The organism is Nitrosomonas sp. (genome assembly GCF_040240425.1).
Lineage (GTDB): Bacteria > Pseudomonadota > Gammaproteobacteria > Burkholderiales > Nitrosomonadaceae > Nitrosomonas.
Genome location: NZ_QPHG01000050.1, coordinates 1 through 17,672 on the forward strand (window position 1 = coordinate 1; position 17,672 = coordinate 17,672).

General features: G+C 43.1%; 17 protein-coding genes. 12 read left to right on the forward strand and 5 right to left on the reverse strand.

Annotated elements, in window-relative coordinates:
- The 5 genes from DU481_RS14185 to DU481_RS14205 all read right to left on the reverse strand — a co-directional run.
- Positions 1 to 1,311, reverse strand: a 1,311-nt coding sequence (locus DU481_RS14185; protein ID WP_502889975.1) for a VirB4 family type IV secretion/conjugal transfer ATPase, incomplete at its 3' end; no start/stop codon positions are given.
- Entirely contained in the window at positions 1,308 to 1,619 is a 312-nt protein-coding gene (locus tag DU481_RS14190) for a conjugal transfer protein TrbD (RefSeq protein ID WP_350135575.1), read from the reverse strand. The genes DU481_RS14185 and DU481_RS14190, both read right to left, overlap by 4 nt.
- Before the next feature lie 19 nt (positions 1,620 to 1,638).
- The gene (locus tag DU481_RS14195) at positions 1,639 to 2,034 is read right to left on the reverse strand and encodes a TrbC/VirB2 family protein (RefSeq protein ID WP_350135577.1); all 396 of its coding nucleotides are present in this window, start codon (positions 2,032 to 2,034) and stop codon (positions 1,639 to 1,641) included.
- 21 nt (positions 2,035 to 2,055) lie between these two features.
- Positions 2,056 to 3,021: a P-type conjugative transfer ATPase TrbB gene (gene trbB / locus DU481_RS14200; protein ID WP_350135579.1), complete on the reverse strand. Its 966-nt coding sequence runs from the start codon at positions 3,019 to 3,021 to the stop codon at positions 2,056 to 2,058.
- A gap of 101 nt (positions 3,022 to 3,122) precedes the next feature.
- Positions 3,123 to 3,494, reverse strand: a complete 372-nt coding sequence (locus DU481_RS14205; protein WP_074721745.1) for a helix-turn-helix domain-containing protein — start codon at positions 3,492 to 3,494, stop codon at positions 3,123 to 3,125.
- A gap of 527 nt (positions 3,495 to 4,021) precedes the next feature.
- Between DU481_RS14205 and DU481_RS14210 the strand changes: the two genes are divergently transcribed.
- The 12 genes from DU481_RS14210 to DU481_RS14265 all read left to right on the forward strand — a co-directional run.
- Positions 4,022 to 5,077, forward strand: a complete 1,056-nt coding sequence (locus DU481_RS14210) for a ParB/RepB/Spo0J family partition protein (protein WP_350135581.1) — start codon at positions 4,022 to 4,024, stop codon at positions 5,075 to 5,077.
- A 39-nt stretch (positions 5,078 to 5,116) separates the two neighbouring features.
- Positions 5,117 to 5,488 (forward strand): KfrB domain-containing protein, encoded by a 372-nt coding sequence (locus tag DU481_RS14215; RefSeq protein WP_350135583.1) that lies wholly within the window; start codon positions 5,117 to 5,119, stop codon positions 5,486 to 5,488.
- A 98-nt stretch (positions 5,489 to 5,586) separates the two neighbouring features.
- Positions 5,587 to 6,045, forward strand: coding sequence for a putative phosphothreonine lyase domain-containing protein (locus tag DU481_RS14220; protein ID WP_350135585.1), 459 nt, complete (start codon positions 5,587 to 5,589; stop codon positions 6,043 to 6,045).
- Between the two features lie 73 nt (positions 6,046 to 6,118).
- Entirely contained in the window at positions 6,119 to 8,881 is a 2,763-nt protein-coding gene (locus DU481_RS14225) for a class I SAM-dependent DNA methyltransferase (protein ID WP_350135587.1), read from the forward strand.
- A gap of 1 nt (position 8,882) precedes the next feature.
- Positions 8,883 to 9,656 carry a hypothetical protein gene (locus tag DU481_RS14230; RefSeq protein WP_350135589.1) on the forward strand — a complete coding sequence of 258 codons (774 nt, stop codon included), beginning with the start codon at positions 8,883 to 8,885 and terminating at the stop codon, positions 9,654 to 9,656.
- On the forward strand, positions 9,653 to 11,701 hold the full coding sequence (locus tag DU481_RS14235; RefSeq protein WP_350135591.1) for a DEAD/DEAH box helicase: 2,049 nt from the start codon (positions 9,653 to 9,655) through the stop codon (positions 11,699 to 11,701). Before DU481_RS14230 ends, DU481_RS14235 begins: the two co-directional genes overlap by 4 nt.
- On the forward strand, positions 11,694 to 12,884 hold the full coding sequence (locus tag DU481_RS14240) for a GIY-YIG nuclease family protein (protein WP_350135593.1): 1,191 nt from the start codon (positions 11,694 to 11,696) through the stop codon (positions 12,882 to 12,884). The genes DU481_RS14235 and DU481_RS14240 overlap by 8 nt, the downstream gene beginning before the upstream one ends.
- Positions 12,885 to 13,021: 137 nt before the next feature.
- Positions 13,022 to 13,354 (forward strand): HU family DNA-binding protein, encoded by a 333-nt coding sequence (locus tag DU481_RS14245; protein ID WP_350135595.1) that lies wholly within the window; start codon positions 13,022 to 13,024, stop codon positions 13,352 to 13,354.
- Positions 13,355 to 13,671: 317 nt separating this feature from the next.
- Positions 13,672 to 14,799 carry a hypothetical protein gene (locus DU481_RS14250; RefSeq protein ID WP_103965260.1) on the forward strand — a complete coding sequence of 376 codons (1,128 nt, stop codon included), beginning with the start codon at positions 13,672 to 13,674 and terminating at the stop codon, positions 14,797 to 14,799.
- Positions 14,796 to 15,260: a three component ABC system middle component gene (locus tag DU481_RS14255; protein WP_103965259.1), complete on the forward strand. Its 465-nt coding sequence runs from the start codon at positions 14,796 to 14,798 to the stop codon at positions 15,258 to 15,260. The genes DU481_RS14250 and DU481_RS14255 overlap by 4 nt, the downstream gene beginning before the upstream one ends.
- Complete coding sequence (locus tag DU481_RS14260) at positions 15,257 to 17,275, forward strand: DUF3732 domain-containing protein (protein WP_350135597.1); 2,019 nt, start codon at positions 15,257 to 15,259, stop codon at positions 17,273 to 17,275. Before DU481_RS14255 ends, DU481_RS14260 begins: the two co-directional genes overlap by 4 nt.
- Before the next feature lie 152 nt (positions 17,276 to 17,427).
- A partial coding sequence (locus DU481_RS14265; RefSeq protein WP_350135599.1) for a transposase occupies positions 17,428 to 17,672 on the forward strand: 245 nt, incomplete at its 3' end.

The following is a 17,672-nucleotide window of genomic DNA, read 5'->3' on the forward strand; positions in this document are numbered from 1 at the left end:
GGTATTGATGAGGGGCCTGCGCACATTCTCGACACCGTGACCGGGCAGACTTCCCAGATAAGCATCCATGGTGTTAATCGTCTCCACCCGTGCGGCAAATCCCAGATGATTGATGGCTTTCTCAACTTTGCGCCCGGCTTCTTCCAGTGCCGCGCGGTCTTCCATCATCAGCACCACCACGCTGGTATAGTAACCTTGACCGACAAAACCGCTATTGGTCTCTGCAATCGCAGACTGCGCATCTTCAGTCATATTCAGCGCGTCTTCATCGATGTTGCTACTTTGCAGATTAAACACCTGGTCAAAGAAGCCACGGATTTTTTGTTTCCAGCGTCTGCGGAATTTCTCCAGATGATTGACTGCTTCATGCGTATCCATAAAGATAAATCGCGATGACCAGCGGTATACTCCTGGCAACTCTGACAATAGATTCAACATGCCGGGTGAGGATTCGAGCGGGAAACCTTCAATCGAGACCACCTGAACAAAATTGCGTCCAATCTTGGGCACAACCCCGCCCCACATTTCTTGGCCACCGAGCAAGGTATCCAGATACATCGGATTGACCGGTAACACCATCGGATGATCGAGGCCGGTCACACATAATTGCAGCCACTGTAAGAAATCATCCTGGGTGATGGTGGTATTGTCTTCATTCACCAGCTTGCGGCTTTTTAAACGCGACAGATGAAATACGCCGGATAATCGGGATTCAAAGTTGGCACATTCGCGCTGGAAATATTCCAGCAATCCTTGTGTTCTGGCTTTTTGATCCGGTGCTTGGGCTTCATCGTCAAACATGAGTTCTACGAATTTGCGCTGTGCCAGCATCGGCGGCAAGTAGGTGAGTGATACGATAAAGCAACTCTCGTATAGGGTGCCGATACGCTCGAACAGATTGCGCCGCTCCTGGTCAATGGCAGCGGTAACGGGATCGGGATAATTGGAGTGTGCTTTCTCTGAATAACCTTGTGCGGGTTTGCGGATAGCATCGACATGGATCATCCAACCATTGCCTAAGCGGGATAAAGCCTGGTTAATACGGAATGACACCCGTTCACGCTCAATATCGGTACTGCTCGCCGTATCATCGCCGCAGAATACCCAGGCGGCCATCAATGCGCCGTTCTTGCCCACAATCACGCCGTCTTCCACCACTGCCGCATACACCAGCAGATCGGCAAAACCCATTTCTTTGGATCGATGTTGATCCAGTTTTAATTCTTTATCCGTATCACGGATACGCACAAACAGTATCAAGAGCAGCACAGCACCGCATATTGCGATAAGGATAGAAATTGCGGCAATCATAGATGCTGTTTTTCCTGTTGACGAGTATTGTCATAGAAGGGTGTGCTTCGCGCCGGATAGTATTTTTTGTATTGCGTTTGGCGCAGGTACACATGGCGCAGTTGCGGATCATTTTTAGCCATCAGTCGTAGTGCAAACAGTGCAAAAATCCACAGTGCTATGCCGAAAAGTGTGGCCTTAATTTCCATAGCCACAAAAATCGAAGTGGCTGCAATCAGGATAGAAAACATGACCAGCTCCCGGTCGCCACCCATAAACAGGTTAGGACGGTTACCCGATTGACGGATAGGTATGGTTCGAAGCGCCATGAGTTTGCCTCCTGTTTGGCTAACTTTGAGGGATAGTTTCTTCTGACTCAAAGATTGTATGGAGTGCTTCAGCCGGAATAACCGCACCCTGGAACAAATTGGTCATGATATTGTTGGCCCCCACGAGTAATGCCATAACCAGCACGATAAAAATCAAGGTACGGAAAAAGGCATTGAGTTCGCCACCGAAGATCAGAATGCCGCCTGCAACGACAATGCCGACAATGGATAGCGTAAAAGCAACGGGGCCGGTGACGGAATTTCTGAGATTAACCAGCCAGGTTTCATAGGGAAGCGCACCACCTGCACCAACAGCGGCCTGTGCGTTATCGGTTGAAAACAACAGCGCAAACAACAAAGCAATTAAGAAGAAACAAATGAATGGAGGGATATCCTTGATATGAATCAATTTCATAGACTGGCTCCTATGGATGATTTACAGCTTCTTGATTTGATAACTTCCTATTTTAAAACCTTGTACTTCGATAATCTGTTGGATCTTTCTGCCGTTGGGTGTGCGCGTGATATGCACGACCATATCAACCGCCTCCGCGATCAATGGCATGATTTCTTTAGGTGCTGAAGGATTGCGTGAAATCAGGGATTCCAGGCGGGCTAGTCCTGATAGCGCATCATTGGCGTGCAAAGTTGCAGCCCCACCCTCATGGCCGGTGTTCCAGGCATCGAGCAAGTCCAGCGCTTCCGCTCCTCTAACTTCACCTACCAGAATGCGATCCGGACGCATACGCAAGGTTGTTTTTAACAATTGCGTCATGTCGACATCGAGTGTGGTGTGATACTGAACAAAATTCTGCGCAGCGCATTGAATCTCGCCGGTATCTTCTAATATAAAGATGCGCTCATCCGGGTCACTGCGAACCATTTCATGGATGATAGCGTTAATCAAAGTGGTCTTGCCTGATCCAGTGCCACCTATGACCAAAATGTTGCGGTGCTGGCGCACGGCATCTTTGATGACATCAGAGTGTCTTGGCGATAACACACCAGTTTCTACATACTGCTCAAGGGTAAAAATCTTGATGGCTTTTTTACGGATGGCAAATGTGGGGGATGAAACAATGGGAGGTAGTTGACCGGCAAAGCGCGAATTATCGAGTGGGAATTCACCTTCGATCATCGGGTTGAATCGATTGACTTCCTTGCCGTGGAAACCTGCAACCGTTTTGATGACCGCTTCAACCTGGGTAGCTTGGATATTTCCGATATATTGGATCTTTTGACCCAGCTTCTCCTGCCAGATACGACCATCGGCATTGACCATGATTTCAACCGTCTCAGGATCTTGCAATGCAGATAGTATTTCTCTTGCATCGCGCTCCAGCTTGCTCTTAGCGCGATCTTTAACTGTTGTGATGTGAGATAATTGATCTTGCAGCGTCATGCGAATACTCCAACAACTTACACATGACATTACAATATAACGTAATTATATTTTGCGCAATACTTTTTTTACTGTTTCTTTACTGCTTTTTATTACTTTATTTATTTCTTACTTTTGTTTTTTAACAAGAACGCTCTGTTCTTTTTATCCCATTGCTCGACTTGATAAGCCTCAAATTCACTCAGCACGCCCCCTTTCCAGACAAAGCCTTTAGGCAAATGCTTTAGTTTTCGATTGGTTAATGCTTCAAGATCAGCCGTGCTCATATCCGAACTATCCAATAGCATTGGCAGTGGGGTCTCGAGTGCTTCTGCAATTGCCTCTATAATTCTAAGTGATGGATTGGCTTTATCATTGGTCAGATCAGTAAAAAAAGAGATGGAAACACCCGCCTTCTCTGCTAATTCTGACTTGGTCATATCCTTTTCATCAAGGATACGCAAAATATTTGTGATTAAGATTAAATTGTACATATAATAGCCCTGCCATTTTTAGGGTTTAAGCAGCTTAACTAATCAACACCATTGTTTTGCAGTAGTATTGCTGCTATTTTAATCCAAAATAAATACGCAAATTTATTAATTCTATGGAGGGCTAAATAATAGTTTCGTTATATGCATATTTTATGGATAATTATTAATAGTAGGTTTAGAATAGAAATTTAAACTAAAGATTTATCATATCATTGATTTATATCAATATAATTAATATTAATAGTTACCTTAGAATGCTATGAATAGAGGGTAGATGAGTGACTGATGGAAAATCTGATGAATCTGAAAATACATGCTGTTTTCAGATACGAGAGATTAAGCATTCAATAATAAACTGAACAAGAAGAACAAAAATATAAAAGCGCAAAAACAACTTTTGCGCTGTTTTATTTGTTGATGACTGCATCCATCGTTTCTATCTTTCTAATCATAAATTGGCAGAATCATTTAATCCCAATAAATATTTCTGCCCAGCATAACGAGCGCAAGTTAGGTCCACGATAAAAATGACAGAGAAAAAAAAGGAAAATATAAAAGGGCTTGTTGCGCCTATCGGTGCAACAGAAATTGATATTACGCTGATCAGCGAAGATGCCCATCAACCCAGGAAGGAGTTTAATCAGGAAACGTTACGAGAATTAACGGAGACGATTAAATTACGCGGAGTCAAATCACCGATATCGGTTCGCCCCAATCCGGATAAACCAGGAACTTATATCATTAATCATGGGGCGCGACGCTATCGCGCCAGCATTAATGCCGGATTAACCAAGATTCCTGCATTCATTGATACCGATTACAGCGAAGCGGATCAGGTAATCGAGAATCTGCAAAGAGATGACTTAACTTCCAGAGAGATTGCTGACTTCATTGGGCGGCAACTGGCAGGCGGTAAAACCAAATCTGAAATTGCCAGACTCATTGGTAAAACCAATCCTTATATCACCATGCATGCCACACTCCTTGATCTACCTGATCCACTCGCAGATGTATACCGGACAGGCCGTTGCACTGATGTCACTGCACTCTATGATTTAACAAGGCTGTATAAAGCCAATAAAGAGGAAGTAATCACCTGGCTGGCACTCAGTACACAAGAAGAAATATCACGATTGGATGTATACCAATTCAGTAAATTCTTAAAGCTGAAAAAAACGCCTCCATCAGATTCTGCGGATGATCAAGCACCCAATGCTGAAGGCAAATCGAATACAACTTCAGCTAATAACAACGGTCAAAAACAAACCACGCCGAATTCATTGCTGGACTCTATTTACAATCTGATTAAAAAAGACAAATGCAAGCCACAGGATTTAATGCGTGATCTGTCTACCGATAACAAAGAGTTACTAAAAACCAAGATTAGTGATTATTTTGAGCAAGGCAGAAATTGCCCAAATATCGTTCAGTTCACCATAAAAGCTTTGCAAGATGGCAGTTTCTCAGCCAAGGGCAGTGGTGCACTGCAATTGGTTGCTTTTTTGCATGGCATGGAAAGATCAGAGTCTTTCGATCTCATGAAAATACTGGAAGAAATTGCCGGACAACAGGAAGCAGGATAATTTAGACTTGCTAGAAATCCTACTAACAACTAATTTGAAATGACGACACCCGCAAAGCTACGAATGATTGTAATGAATGGACAAAAGATTCTACAAACTCAGAATAATAATGAATGGGAAACGATTGGCACCATCAAGAAGGTTGATGAAGGTATCAAGCCAGGTGTCTACAACATTTATTTAGCTAAAACTCCGAGTGATAAAAATCAGTATGAAGGGCAAATTATTCATATTGACAAAGAGAACGCTATTTTTTATCAGCAGGTCAAGAAGGATTTTATTGTGCATCAACTAAAGGCTACTTATGGTAAACCAGTTGCTGGGAAAGATGTGGCAATTCAATATGATGGGGAGAAATCTACACTAACCCTAATAGATGCGCTTAAGAATAAAAGAACGTTGAAAATTTGATTTGTCTGGCATAAATTATGCGTACAAAAGTTGCCACTTACAGCGTCCATCGTTCAACCTACAAATGAATCACCACCAATAAACTGGTGCATGCAAAGATGACAAATAAGAAACTGGTTGACACAAAGAAAGACCTTGAAGCCGATGTTGTGCGGTTTACAGAAGAAGGAAATCCCAGCGAAGTCACTCACGCAGCATTTATCGTAGCGATCTACAAAGGAAACATCCCCCAACCAGAATCAAAGCAGGTAGGCAAATGGTTGTTCTTTGTTGCCGAGAAATATATTGACGATACATGGCGCAATGTAAAGAAAGCTGTTGAAGACGGAAAACTATGGAAACAGGCTAAAGTATCCACTGCTTGGCGCAGTAAAGGCAAGGTATATGTCATTTGTGTTTACACCTATGATTATGAAGATGAGGGTGATGTAATGAAAATAAGAGATTATCTGCGTGAAATGGGTTTCAAAAGAGCAGCATCCTATAAAAGCGATGAACAAACACTCGCGGGGATCTATTCGGATCTCTCTTCTGGTTTTGCTCTGTATAAGGCATGAAACACTTCATCAATGGCTCATTTGCCGCGAATGTTTTACTTTTCATTCTATCAATACTTGACAAAGTAATACCTTGAACGCTGTAGAGATCGAAGAAGCAATATCCAGGCTGGCTGAGCAGCCATCTGATCCGGCGGAATTTCCCTATGCTTTTTTGGAGGCATTTGGAAATAAAGCAACCACAATTAACCGCCTGAAAAGTGGCAACACGAATAAAACCGATATAGAAGGCGCAGTCCTTCAGTTCAACAACATACACATTTCAGTCTGCTCAACTGGTGAAGTGCTGAAAACGCTGGGGAAGCTCAAAAACAGCCCAGCAACCAGCCGCCAGAAAGCCAAGTTCATCCTCGCTACCGATGGTGAGGAGTTTCAAGCAGAAGACATCACCAGCGGTGAAACCGTTGTCTGCGCATACAAAGATTTTCCGGATCATTTTGGCTTCTTTCTGCCACTCGCTGGAATTTCCACCGTTAAGCAAATTAGTGAAAATGCTTTTGACATCAGAGCAACCAGCCGCCTTAATCGTCTTTATGTGGAACTACTGAAAGACAATCCGGAATGGGGAAGCGCACACCGCCGTCATGACATGAATCATTTCATGGCGCGGCTTGTGTTCTGCTTCTTTGCCGAAGATACGGATATTTTTAACGGTACCGGCCTGTTTACCAGCACTATAGAACAAATGAGCGCGAAGGATTCCTCAAACACGCACGAGGTCATCAGCGAAATCTTCCGTGCCATGAATACGAAAGTAGAGGATCGGGCAGCAGCAGAATTGCCCCGCTGGGCAGATACATTTCCCTATGTGAATGGCGGTTTATTCTCCGGCAGCACTGAAACGCCGCGCTTTAGCAAGATTGCGCGTAGCTACCTGCTGCATGTGGGTAATCTGGATTGGAAGAAAATTAATCCCGATATTTTTGGCTCGATGATCCAAGCTGTGGCGGAAGATGATGAGCGCGGCGCATTGGGAATGCATTACACCAGCGTACCCAATATCCTGAAGGTGCTGAATCCGCTGTTTCTGGATGATCTCCATACAAAACTGGAAGAAGCAGATAACAATCCGCGTATGCTGTTGAATCTCCGCAAACGCATGGCAAGGATTCGGGTTTTTGATCCTGCCTGTGGATCAGGAAATTTCCTAGTGATTGCCTATAAAGAGATGCGTGCCATTGAAGCGGAAATTAACAAGCGGCGTGGTGAAACGGGCTTACCCTCCGAAATACCGCTCACAAACTTTCGAGGCATTGAGCTGCGTGATTTTCCAGCAGAAATTGCCCGGCTTGCCTTGATCATTGCTGAGTATCAGTGTGATGTACTTTATCGAGGGCAAAAACTGGCTTTGATGGAATTTCTACCGTTGGATGCCCATAACTGGATTACCTGCGGTAATGCTCTGCGATTGGATTGGTTGAGTATCTGCCCACCAACCGGAACGGGTGTAAAACTGTACAGTGATGACTTGTTCAATTCACCATTAGAACAGGCGCAAATTGATTTCGAGAATGAAGGCGGCGAAACCTATATTTGCGGGAATCCACCCTATCTTGGTTCTACATGGCAATCGAATGATCAAAAATCAGACCTGGAAGCGATATTTGATCACCGAACAAAAACTTGGAAATCGCTTGATTATGTAGCCGGTTGGTTCATGAAAGCGGCTGATTATGGAACAAAAGCCAACTCGATTGCAGCTTTCGTATCCACCAACTCTATCTGTCAAGGACAACAAGTGTCCATCCTGTGGCCGCTTATCTTTAAGACAGAACATGAAATAGCGTTTGCTCATACTAGTTTCAAATGGGCGAATCTGGCTAGCCATAATGCAGGTGTAACTGTTGTGATTGTAGGTATCTCAAATCATGCTGGAAAAACACGTCGTTTGTTTTCCATAGCTGATGACGGCAAAAACTTGGCAAAAGACATAGAAAATATAAACACTTATCTTGTGTCTGGGCAGAATGTTATCATTCAGAGAGCTTCAAAACCATTGAATGAACTTACGGAAATGCCAAAAGGAAATATGCCATACGACAATGGGTATCTATTGCTGGATTATACTGAGGCAGAGCTTCTAGCTAATAATAACCCCAAAGCCAAGCACTTTATAAAAAGGATTATCGGCTCTGCTGAGATGATTAAAGGAATTAGGCGTTATTGTTTATGGATTGAAGATAATAAATTAAATGAAGCTCTGATGATTCCAGAAATATTTCAACGCATAGAAAATGTTAAGAAAATTAGAGCGGCAAGTTCTGATAAAAGTGGGAGAGCACTAGCAGCAAAATCGCATCAATTCCGAGAAATGCACTCTGCAAAAAATCATACAATCGTAGTAGCAAGTGTTTCATCTGAGAAACGTTCTTACTTACCTGTAGATATCTGTGAACACGAGACTATTGTTAGTAATCTAGCTTTTGCCCTTTATGATGCTCCGCTGTGGAACATGGCACTTATCTCATCGACTCTTCACTTGGTCTGGATCAAAACGGTTTGTGGTCAATTAGAAACACGTTTGCGCTATTCCAATATTCTCGGCTGGAACACTTTTCCTATTCCGTCACTGACAGAAAAAAACAAAACCGATCTCACCCGCTGTGCAGAGGATATTCTGCTGGCCCGTGAATCATATTTTCCTGCCACCATCGCAGATCTTTACGATCCAGATAATATGCCGGAAAACTTGCGCCATGCCCATGAGCGCAACGATGAGGTGCTGGAACGCATTTATATTGGCCGCCGCTTCAAGAATGATACCGAACGATTAGAAAAGCTGTTCGATCTTTACGCCAAAATGACAGATGCCAAACCTTCAAAGAAGGTAGACTGATATGGCATACGTTCTCTTTCATATGTGGGAGCCATTTAGAAAGCAGGTCATTGCGAGCCATAATTTTTATGTCGAACAGACGCAAAAAAGGTTGTTATCCCAGTTTCAAAATATGGAAGCTGAAGCAGATAAGTATGGAGAAGAATGGTTAAATAGTCACAGCCATAATTTTGATCCAGATAGGCATGATCCTGCCAATTTCTATGAACAAGCATATGACGAAAGCATTGCATTTTATCAAATGCTTGATGATATGCTAAACAGAACTCGCTTAAGCGTAGTTGCCGGTATATTCCATGAGTGGGACAAACAGTTGCGAGGCTGGATTCTTACAGAAATCAATCATTGGAATTATGGGGATGAAATCAAAAAGGCTATATGCAAAGCTAATTTTGGAGACATCATTGATTTATTGGAAGCCTTTGATTGGTCGATAAGATCAAGAAGCTATTATACTTCCCTCGATAGATGTCGGCTCGTTGTTAATGCTTACAAACATGGAAATGGTCCCGCTCTAGAGAGCATCAAGACCCAGCATCCAGAATTTATAGAGACATTCGGAAACACTGACTCCTTCTACTTAAAATATGCAGACCACACAAAATTGAAAGTTGATGGTACTCACATAACCGAATTTTCCGATGCGATTATTGAGTTCTGGAAGGATGTGCCAGAATATATTCATGAAAAAGAATCTTTAAATGTTCCGGATTGGTTTGCGAAAGCTTATGGTAAAGACCAGGCGGACAAATCCAAAAAGGTAGTAGCCACATGACTGACATCAAATCCATCCCTTCCGTATCCGTAAACTACGCCTGCAATGGCAGCTCTACAAAGGCGAATGAGATGGGTATGCGCGCCATGCAGGAACGTGCGTATGAAAAACGCGGCGAGCAATATCTGCTGATCAAGTCTCCACCGGCATCAGGGAAAAGCCGTGCGTTGATGTTTATCACACTGGATAAGTTATATAACCAAGGACTGAAGAAAGCATTTATCGTGGTGCCGGAGAAAACCATCGGCGCTAGCTTCAACAATGAGCCGCTGACCAAATACGGATTCTTGGTGGATTGGGAGGTTGCTCCGCAATGGAATCTTTGCAATGCACCGGGGGATGATAATGGCGGCAAGGTGGGAGCGGTAAAAACCTTCCTCGATAGCACAGATCGCGTGCTGATTTGTACGCACGCTACTTTCCGGTTTGCAGTTGATAGGTTCGGAGTGGAAGCGTTTGATGGATGTCTGATTGCTGTTGATGAATTTCACCATGTCAGTGCAAATTCAGATAATAAACTGGGAATTCAGCTCGGTCGGTTCATTGCGCGAGATAAAGTACATATCGTCGCCATGACCGGCTCCTATTTCCGTGGCGATGCCGAGGCTGTGCTTGCGCCGCACGATGAAGCTAAGTTCGAGGTAGTAACTTATACCTATTATGAGCAGCTAAACGGCTATCAGTACTTGAAGCAATTGGATATCGGATATTACTTTTACACCGGTTCGTATACTGATGAAATCCTCAGCGTACTGAATCCCAAAGAAAAAACGATCATTCACATTCCCAACGTCAATTCCAGGGAAAGTACCAAAGATAAAATCAAAGAAGTGGAACATATCATCCATGAGCTGGGTGATTGGCAAGGTATTGACGGCAAAACTGGCTTTCACCTGGTGAAGACACCAAAAGGCGTACTGAAGATTGCCGATCTGGTGGATGACGATGCCAAGCGGGACATCGTACTCAGTGCCTTGCGTGATCCTGCCGCCAAAGATAACCGTGAGTATGTGGACATCATTATCGCCCTTGGCATGGCCAAGGAAGGTTTCGACTGGATTTGGTGCGAACATGCGCTGACTGTAGGCTACCGTTCTAGCTTAACGGAAATCATTCAAATCATTGGCCGTGCTACCCGTGATGCTAAAGGCAAAACCAAGGCACGCTTTACTAACCTGATTGCCGAACCGGATGCCGCCGAAGATGCTGTAACGGATGCAGTGAACGATACACTCAAAGCGATTGCAGCCAGCTTGCTGATGGAACAGGTGCTAGCACCCAAGTTCAATTTCACTCCCAAGAATAGCCAAAGCGTTCCAGTTGATGGCTTCGATTATGGCGAAGGCGGTTACGATCCCAAGAAAGAGAACGTTGGCTTTAACCAGCAAACCGGGCAGTTCCAGATTGAGATTAAAGGCTTGGTTGAGCCAAAAAGCAAAGAGGCTGCGCGCATTTGCCAAGAAGATTTGAATGAGGTCATTGCGGCATTTGTGCAGGATAAAACATCGTTGGAACGGGGCTTATTCGATACCGAGATGGTGCCAGAGGAACTCACGCAAGTGCGTATGGGTAAAATCGTCAAAGATAAATACCCGGAACTGGATGAAAATGATCAGGAAGCTGTGCGTCAGCACGCGATTGCTGCCTTGAACCTGACTCAGCAGGCAAAGAAAATCCTCAATTCCGCTGATGATGCATGGAAAGCTGGCAATACCGCTCTGATCGACGGGGTTCGCAAATTTGCGATGGATGTGCGTGATCTTGATATTGATTTGATTGATCGTATCAACCCTTTTGGTGAAGCCTATGCAATTCTGGCCAAGGCCATGAATGAGGACAGCTTGAAGCGGGTGGCATTGGTAATTGCCGGTAAGAAAGTGAATCTCACCATTGAGGAGGCGCGAGAACTGGCAAAACGTGCGCTGAAATTCAAGCAAGAACGCGGAAGGCTTCCATCGCTGACATCACAAGATCCATGGGAAAAACGAATGGCCGAGGGTGTGGCTTTTCTGGTGCGAATGAAAGCTGAGGCTGCAAATGGCTAAAACAAGTTTTACTGATGAAGATGATGCGCTTCTCGCTGAGCTTGGTGTTGAGGTGGGGGTTAAAAATACGGGGAGCCACACGCCACGCGAAGAACGCATCATCGCCGGTTTTGAAGATATTGAGCGGTTCTATGAACAGAAAGGACGTGCCCCTGCCCACGGCGAGGATCGCGATATTTTTGAGCGGCTTTATGCGGTAAGGCTCGATAAAATCCGTGCTTCTGAAGAATGCCGCGCCGTTCTAGCGGATAAAGATAAACATGGTCTCCTTAGCGGTGAACCGACCGCTGTTGTGGATAATTTGGATAATCTGGACGATGATGCGTTGCTGTCTGAGTTAGGTGTTTTGGATACGGGTGAAAATGACATCACTAAGTTAACGTATGTAAAATCCCGCGCTGAAATCAAAGCCGCTGAAGAGGTCGCTAAGCGTACTCCATGCCTGGATTTTGATACATTCAAACCGCTGTTTGCCAAAGTACAAGAAGAATTGGCATCCGGTATTCGCCTAACCCGTAAATTCCAAGATGATGCGCAGATCAGGCAAGGGGATTTCTTTATCCTCGGGGGCCAAAAAATCTATGTTGCAGAAATAGGTGTTGAATTCATTGCAGAGTATGGACGACCAGACCGTAGGTTGCGTGTGATATACGACAATGGTACCGAAAGCGATATTTTAATGAGATCACTGCAACGGGCACTAAACAAAGATGAAGCCAGTCGCAGGATTACCGATCCTTCCCCAGGCCCGCTATTTTCCGATGAAATTGAAGAGAGAGATATGGAAGCTGGCACAATTTATGTCCTCCGCAGCAAATCTGATCATCCTTTAATTAAGGAACACCGCGATGTTATTCATAAAATCGGCGTAACCAACGGCAATATTGAAAGACGAATCAGCAATGCCAAGCTAGATCCTACTTTCCTCATGGCTGACGTTGAGATTGTGGCTACTTATGAACTTTCGAACATTAATCGCACGAAGCTGGAGAACCTGATTCACAGGTTTTTTGAACCAGCAAAACTTGATATTGAAATTATGGATAGGTTTGGGAATCCTGTAGTGCCTCGCGAATGGTTCTTAGTTCCTTTATTCGTGATTGATGAAACGATTGAAAAGATCAGAGACGGGTCAATTGTGAATTATAGATATGATCCTAATATTGGAAAGATCATAGAATAGTCGTCATTTGAGTTAATTAGCAGGATCAAATTACTGTAACCTGTGGTTATATTGCCTACCTGAAGCTTGCAACATACATGTCTTCTAAGCAATGCTAGATTACCAACCACTTCTTAAATCACCAAAAGGGCGTCCCCATGAACAAGACTGAACTGATTGAAGCCGTTGCTACCCGTTCTAAAACCACCAAAGCCCAAACAACCGCCATGCTGAACGAATTGCTTGAAGTTATTCAAGAAACCATGGCAAACGGCAACGATGTTCAGTTAGTGGGGTTTGGTACTTTTTCAGTGACAGAACGTGCAGGTCGTGAAGGCCGCAATCCAGCGACTGGGGAAACCATGACAATTCCTGCCAAAAAGGTTGTTAGATTCAAGCCAGGTAAAACCTTATCTGATGCGGTGGCCGCTGCACAGAAAACCAATGCAGCTAAATCAGCAGGGTCTAAACAGACTGAAAAAAAGAAATAATATGATCAGGTAAGTTTTGATTGGAAGTACCAGGGAATCATCAAGGTATAACAATTCCCTGGGGAAAATTATACTGTAGGTTCTGTTAATGTCCACAGTTATTTCATCGACCATTCTGACTTATCCAGATCCGTTTTTCACGAATAAAAGAAGGCTATACCGTTTAGAAAATCTAGTGTCTTAGATGATTCTTGACGGCTAAGTAAGAAAAGGCTTAAGTTAGCTTGACTTGGATAATAACTTGCTAGTGCTGTCGTAACTAGACAAACGTAAATTGAAGACCATAAAGTAAGATTTATAAATTCTATGGAGTGCTTATGGGAGGCGGTCAAACTAAGAATGCAGCATTAACGACGTCGCTTGCTTTCCACTATCAAGTATTGATTGGTCTGAAACAATGTTTTGCGATGCAGGAAGGTCAATCAGTCTGGTTTGAAAGGGACGGTGATGTTAGCTTCATTGGCAATTCGGCTGATGAATCAACACAGGCTGAAGTTAAAAATTATGCTGATGCGTTGACTGACCACCACGAGAATTTTTGGAAAACCCTAAAAAACTGGCTGGCACCTGAGTTTAATCACGAGATATATAGCTCATTGGTACTACACACTACTCAAGCTTTTGGTGTCAAATCGTCTTTGAAGGATTGGAATCAACAAGCTACTGATAAGCGATTGCAAACCCTACACGATATTTTTCATACAAGGACTAATGAAGAGCTGATAGCAGAAAAACCTAAACCTATCGTCCAACTGCAAAAAACAGTAATGACCGCTGAAACTGAAAAACTTAAAGCCGTGTTGGCTAAGGTTGTATTGTTTACAGAAGCGGATGATGAAGAATTGGTAAGGGGTAAAATACTTGGTTACCTGACAGGTATTCCCAAGAATAATCAGCTAAGTTACCTGCACGGTATTGTTGGATTTGTCTACGAAAGTGCAGATTCGATAGAATGGGTAATTACTAAATCTGCATTCGATACCAAGTGTGAAGAGCTCACTTCTACTTATTGCCGCAAGAAGTTTACATTCCCTTTATTTAAAGGCCATGAGGCAACAAACGAAGAATTAGAGCAACATGATGAAAAGCCCTTTGTTAAGAAAATAAATGATATCGAACATTACGAAGTCATACCTGATGCAGTAGGCAATTGGATAGAGCTTCAGAATTCCTTGAATGGGGAATTAGATGAATTTCCCTACTTTAGGAATAAAACTGTTGAGTATCAACACAAGCTTATTAAAAGACTAAAGCTGAATTATTCCTCAGCAAAGCTAAATAGCACATCTCCAACTCGGGATTCAAAAATATTTTATAACCAAACAATTAGTGAATCTCCACTGAATATGGATTCTGAAATTCCTCCCATTGAATATAAAAATGGTCTTATACATGACGCAATGGACGATGAAGAGCAAAATTTAAAATGGAGGGTTGAGCCATGACCAGTTTGACCGACGCGCTGTATCATGCAAAATACAACCCATTTAAATATGGCGAGTTTTTGGCTTCATTCTATTCAGAGTTAATTAGTGTAGACAATAACCTACTTTTGTCGCAGTTGATAATCCCTTTGTGTAGCCACCCACTGTACTTTCATAAGCTTTCAAATGCCAAGTTTGGTTCTAAAAGCAAAAGTACCATCTGGACGGTCTTTAATGATAGAAGCCAATTGTATGATTTGCAAGAACGTCTTGATGGTTTCAAATCGTTGACTGACCAAGGGTTACAATATTGTCTGGTGAATGATTGGGTAGAGATCGATTCAGAAAATCTGGGAGTGAATCCAATTCCGACAAGCGAGTTATCGTTTGTAAAACAAAAAAGTGCGGTCAATTTAGGAAAGTTGTTTAGTCACCTTTCTGTGGTGGAGATATATGCGTTGTTAGGAGTGACGCCGCGATGAAAGCCTATATTCATGAACTGGGGGTGCTAGATAAAACAGGTAAAACTCACCCAGTTAGGTTTAAACAAGGCCTTAACGTTGTTACTGGGAAATCGTCGACTGGTAAAAGTGCGCTAATAGAGATATTTGATTATTGCTTTGGTAGTGGTGAGTATACCGTTCCCAAAGGAGTGATCACTGACAGTGCAGCGCTCTACTATGTATATTTAAACGTGAATGGACAAGATGTTGTGCTTGGTCGCTTGCCCGATGGTGACAAAAAGGCTTTCTTTAGGCGTGAAGAGAATTATTATCCAGAGAAGATCAATCGTGATTATTTTCTAGATAGTCACTTTATGACGTTAAGTGATTTCAAAAAGCATGTTAGGGCGCTGTTTTTAGATATCGATGATGTCGATGATTCATTGGCGGCTAGAGAAAATAGGCGTTTCAACGCAAAAGCTCCCACACCGTCTATTCGTAGTTTTACTTCTTTTATGTTACAGCACCAAAATCTGGTCGCAAATAAACACGCTTTGTTCTATCGCTTCGATGAAAAAGAGAAAAGAGAGCAAGTTATTGAACATACGAAAATATTTTTGGGATTGGTCGATCAGAAGTTCTTTCATTTATCACAGGAAAAAGAACGACTAGCAACCGAAGTCAATCGAATAAAGCGTGAACAGGAAAGTAATAAACGTCTTGCTGAAAATCAAAAGCAAAAAATAGAGCCTGTGCTTCGACAACTTTATGCGGCTATGGGATTTAGTGAAGATCCTATTTCGTTACAGGATATCCTGCGACATCCTCAAGATTCTAAAGAAAGGCTAGAAAAAATTCTACGCCCCGAAAAGATTGTGCCTTTGTCAGACGCTATTACCCAACTGTATTTAAGGTTAAAAGAAGATTTAGCTGATAAAACTAGTGAATTGCGTCGCCTACAGCGGCAAGCAGGTTCGATAAAGCACCATATAGCAGAGGAAGAAAAGTTTGTGGCAAGTGGCGTAATCCATCAGCTTGGTGAAACAGTACATATCGCAAAATCTGTGTGCCCATTCTGCCATACCGAACACGAGCAGTTACTGCGAAGCGCCGAGCAATTGCAGCAAGCCATTTCCAAACTTTCTAGCAACCTCAAGCAAGCCAAACCGATGCGTGCAAAATTTGAGTCTTCACTCGTTGATGTGCAAAGGCAGACTGAAGGTTTGTCAAAGGAAGTTACGAATATCTCTTCGCAAATTATAGAAATCGAGAGGTCTGAGAAGGTTTTGAGTGAGAAGAAAAACCTATATGAGTCCATTCTACTCTATAAAGCCAAACTTGATATGCTACTAGATTCACTCAATCTTGCTAACGATGCAGAGGTCGAAGAGCGGATGAAGGCAGCCAAAGACGCGCTTCGCAAGTTAGACCAACAACTAAAAGAATACGACTACAAAGACGGTTTAAATAAAGCTAATGATGTTGTAAATGCCATTATGAATAAAATTGGTCAGCATTTTGAGTTTGAAGACAGCTATAAACCGATTAACTTGCACTTTTCCTTCGAAACCTTTGATCTTTACCACTTAACTCCAAAAGACGAAAAGATCTTCCTGCGTTCGATGGGGAGCGGTGCGAACTGGCTTTATAGTCATGTTGCTCTGTTTCTTGCATTGCATAAATACTTTGCATCCCTCGGCGAGCAGTGCGCTATTCCTTCAATTCTGTTCCTTGATCAGCCAACGCAAGTTTATTTCCCGAGCTTTAAATTCGATAAGTCAGATACCTTTAATAAGGAATCAATAAAGGAGATGGAACAACGTGCCGAAGGTGAAAGACAGATTGATGATGACATGAAAGCGGTAGAGAACCTTTTTAGTCAACTGTCTATTTATTGCACTGAAACAGGAAAAGAAGACGGTTTTTCCCCTCAAATAATCGTAACTGACCATGCTGATGATCTAAAACTCTCAGATGAAACGGAGTTTGAAACGCTTGTTAACAGCAATAGATGGCGAAGTAGAGGGTTGATTAATCCAATCCCAAATGAATAGCTCTAACAAAGCACTGCACACGGATAAATTACTCGCTGCGCTCCTAATTTACCGGTAAGCGCAGCGTTGAACGGCAGTTTTAAGGGGGGTGTAAATAATTTTGTGTAAATGGTCATTTGGCAGGAAACTGCTTATATATTTTTGGAGTAAAAATGACCACACCCAAACCCCTGCCGACCGGCCTAATTGATAGCCTGCTGGCCGATTACAAAAAGCCGGAAGATTTAATCGGTGAGCATGGCCTTCTCAAGCAACTCACCAAAGCGTTGGTTGAACGTGCCCTGCAAGCAGAAATGGCCGAGCATCTTGGTCACGATAAGCACGAAACGGTAATCAATGCCACTGGCAATACCAGAAATGGTAAAAGCCGCAAGACCCTGAAAGGTGAGTTCGGTGA

Excerpts from the sequence above, each read along its gene's own strand:
- DU481_RS14220 (WP_350135585.1), top strand. The coding sequence starts at position 5,587 with ATGACAAATAAGAAACTGGTTGACACAAAGAAAGACCTTGAAGCCGAT.
- DU481_RS14250 (WP_103965260.1), top strand. The coding sequence starts at position 13,672 with ATGGGAGGCGGTCAAACTAAGAATGCAGCATTAACGACGTCGCTTGCT.
- trbB (WP_350135579.1), bottom strand. The coding sequence starts at position 3,021 with ATGACGCTGCAAGATCAATTATCTCACATCACAACAGTTAAAGATCGC.
- DU481_RS14190 (WP_350135575.1), bottom strand. The coding sequence starts at position 1,619 with ATGGCGCTTCGAACCATACCTATCCGTCAATCGGGTAACCGTCCTAAC.
- DU481_RS14260 (WP_350135597.1), top strand. The coding sequence starts at position 15,257 with ATGAAAGCCTATATTCATGAACTGGGGGTGCTAGATAAAACAGGTAAA.
- DU481_RS14205 (WP_074721745.1), bottom strand. The coding sequence starts at position 3,494 with ATGTACAATTTAATCTTAATCACAAATATTTTGCGTATCCTTGATGAA.
- DU481_RS14240 (WP_350135593.1), top strand. The coding sequence starts at position 11,694 with ATGGCTAAAACAAGTTTTACTGATGAAGATGATGCGCTTCTCGCTGAG.
- DU481_RS14230 (WP_350135589.1), top strand. The coding sequence starts at position 8,883 with ATGGCATACGTTCTCTTTCATATGTGGGAGCCATTTAGAAAGCAGGTC.
- DU481_RS14235 (WP_350135591.1), top strand. The coding sequence starts at position 9,653 with ATGACTGACATCAAATCCATCCCTTCCGTATCCGTAAACTACGCCTGC.
- DU481_RS14195 (WP_350135577.1), bottom strand. The coding sequence starts at position 2,034 with ATGAAATTGATTCATATCAAGGATATCCCTCCATTCATTTGTTTCTTC.
- DU481_RS14255 (WP_103965259.1), top strand. The coding sequence starts at position 14,796 with ATGACCAGTTTGACCGACGCGCTGTATCATGCAAAATACAACCCATTT.
- DU481_RS14245 (WP_350135595.1), top strand. The coding sequence starts at position 13,022 with ATGAACAAGACTGAACTGATTGAAGCCGTTGCTACCCGTTCTAAAACC.
- DU481_RS14215 (WP_350135583.1), top strand. The coding sequence starts at position 5,117 with ATGACGACACCCGCAAAGCTACGAATGATTGTAATGAATGGACAAAAG.
- DU481_RS14210 (WP_350135581.1), top strand. The coding sequence starts at position 4,022 with ATGACAGAGAAAAAAAAGGAAAATATAAAAGGGCTTGTTGCGCCTATC.